The sequence below is a fragment of the Aquabacterium sp. genome, assembly GCF_004297345.1.
Taxonomy (GTDB): Bacteria; Pseudomonadota; Gammaproteobacteria; order Burkholderiales; family Burkholderiaceae_C; genus Aquabacterium.
This window is the reverse complement of sequence record NZ_SCTN01000549.1, coordinates 1-1,596: the sequence shown is the minus strand read 5'-3', so window position 1 is coordinate 1,596 and position 1,596 is coordinate 1. Positions and strand designations below refer to the sequence as shown.

The following is a 1,596-nucleotide window of genomic DNA, read 5'->3' as shown; positions in this document are numbered from 1 at the left end:
CATCAAGCGCGCCACTGACGTGATGGTCACCGTAGCCAGCCACCACGGCGATCTTGCCGGCGACCATCACGTCAGTGGCGCGCTTGATGCCATCGACCAGGGATTCGCGGCAGCCGTACAGGTTGTCGAACTTGGACTTGGTGACCGAGTCGTTCACGTTGATGGCGCGGAACAGCAGGGTGCCCTTGGCGCTCATTTCGTTGAGGCGGTGCACGCCGGTCGTGGTTTCTTCGGTCACGCCGATGATCTGGGCAGCCTTGCGGGTGTACCAGGTGCTGTCCACAGCCAGCTTGGCCTTGATCGACGCGTAGAGGATGCGTTCTTCTTCGCTGGTGGGGTTGTTCAGAACGGTGATGTCCTTCTCGGCGCGCTTGCCCAGGTGCATCAGCAAGGTGGCGTCACCACCGTCGTCCAGGATCATGTTGGGGCCTTCGCCTTCCGTGCCCTTGGCGCCGAAGTCGAAGATGCGGTGGGTGTAGTCCCAGTAGTCTTCCAGCGACTCGCCCTTGTAGGCGAACACGGGGGTGCCGGCTTCCACCAGGGCGGCGGCGGCGTGGTCTTGCGTCGAGAAGATGTTGCACGAGGCCCAGCGCACGTCGGCACCCAGGGCTTGCAGCGTTTCAACCAGCACGGCGGTCTGGATGGTCATGTGCAGCGAACCGGTGATGCGCGCACCTTTGAGGATCTGCTTGGGCGCGTATTCGGCACGGATGGCCATCAGCGCGGGCATTTCGCTTTCAGCGATCTTGATTTCCTTGCGGCCCCAGGCGGCAAGAGACATGTCGGCGACGATGCATTCGACGCCCTTGTGTTCAGAAATCAGCTTGTTGGTAACAGCGGTCATGGAGAGCTCCTAAGGGTTCAGAAGCCGCCGTGCGCTACCGGGGGGAACGTGAAAAGATACAACTCACCCAGCGGGACACATGCGGGTGAGCGCGGTTGCACATCACGTGATGATCACGTGCCTTTCGAGCCTGGGGGCCACGCCTGATCAACAGGGGGACCTTGCAACGCTCCTCGAAAGCCTGCGCAGTATAAATCGTCTAAGCGGCTTGTCCAGCGAGAACTACGCGATTGCGACCGGCTTGTTTGCCTTGATAGAGCGCCTTGTCGGCACGCGCCAGGGCTTGCTCGACCGTTTCGCCTGGCGCGAGCAGGCTCACGCCCAGGGTGATGCGCAAGGGCACCAACTGATGGTGATGCACCAGGTCGATCTGCTGGATGGATTCACGCACGCGCTCTGACACACGCAAGGCCTCGTCCACTTCTGTGGAAGGCAGCAGCATCAGGAACTCTTCGCCGCCCCAGCGGGCCACGTGATCGACCTCACGCACGCCGTCGCGCAAGGCCTGAGCCACGGCCTTGAGGGCCATGTCGCCGGTTTCGTGGCCGTGCACATCGTTGATCTGCTTGAAGTGGTCCACGTCACCCAGAACCAGGGCCAGAGGACGACCGCCGCGCTCAAACACGGCCGCTTCATGCTGGGCAACCTCCATCGCAAAGCGGCGATTTCGCAATTGCGTGAGCGGATCCGTGCAAGCCTGATGGCGCAGTTTCGCTTCAGCCGAGGCCACCAGGCGGTAGTAGACCGTGGCC

Annotated in this window: 2 protein-coding genes and 1 riboswitch; both genes read right to left on the bottom strand. The window is 62.2% G+C overall.

Annotated features, from left to right (window positions below; all coding sequences use genetic code 11):
- Positions 1-844: adenosylhomocysteinase (locus EPO09_RS21135; RefSeq protein ID WP_290646401.1), on the bottom strand; the 844-nt coding region annotated here is incomplete at its 3' end.
- A gap of 80 nt (positions 845-924) precedes the next feature.
- Positions 925-1,025, bottom strand: a riboswitch (S-adenosyl-L-homocysteine riboswitch).
- Between the two features lie 18 nt (positions 1,026-1,043).
- Positions 1,044-1,596, bottom strand: a 553-nt coding sequence (locus tag EPO09_RS21130; RefSeq protein WP_290646399.1) for a GGDEF domain-containing protein, incomplete at its 5' end; no start/stop codon positions are given.